Consider the following 252-nt stretch of genomic DNA (forward strand, 5'->3'; position numbering starts at 1 on the left):
GGTCCGCTGTCCGACGCGCACGCCGTCGACGTAGAAGGTCATCCCAGCGATCGGATCCATGGTGCCGACGACGTGGTGCCATGCACCGTCGTTGTACGCGTTCGGAGACGTCAGAACGCGCCTCTCGGCCGGGTAGACGCCGAAGTTCAGCCGACCGCTCGTGTCCATGTAGATGGCGCGGTCGCTCGACGTCGACGTGCCGGTCGACCGGTTGCCGAAGCCGAGGATTCGCCCGCCGGCGTTCGTCGTGGT

General features: G+C 67.1%; 1 protein-coding gene. It reads right to left on the reverse strand.

Annotated elements, in window-relative coordinates; translation table 11 throughout:
- A partial coding sequence (locus SB773_RS33380; protein ID WP_410594738.1) for a LamG-like jellyroll fold domain-containing protein occupies nucleotides 1-252 on the reverse strand: 252 nt, incomplete at both ends.

The sequence above is a fragment of the Bacillus sp. SIMBA_074 genome, from assembly GCF_046534555.1.
Taxonomy (GTDB): Bacteria; Bacillota; Bacilli; order Bacillales; family Bacillaceae_G; genus Bacillus_A; species Bacillus_A mycoides.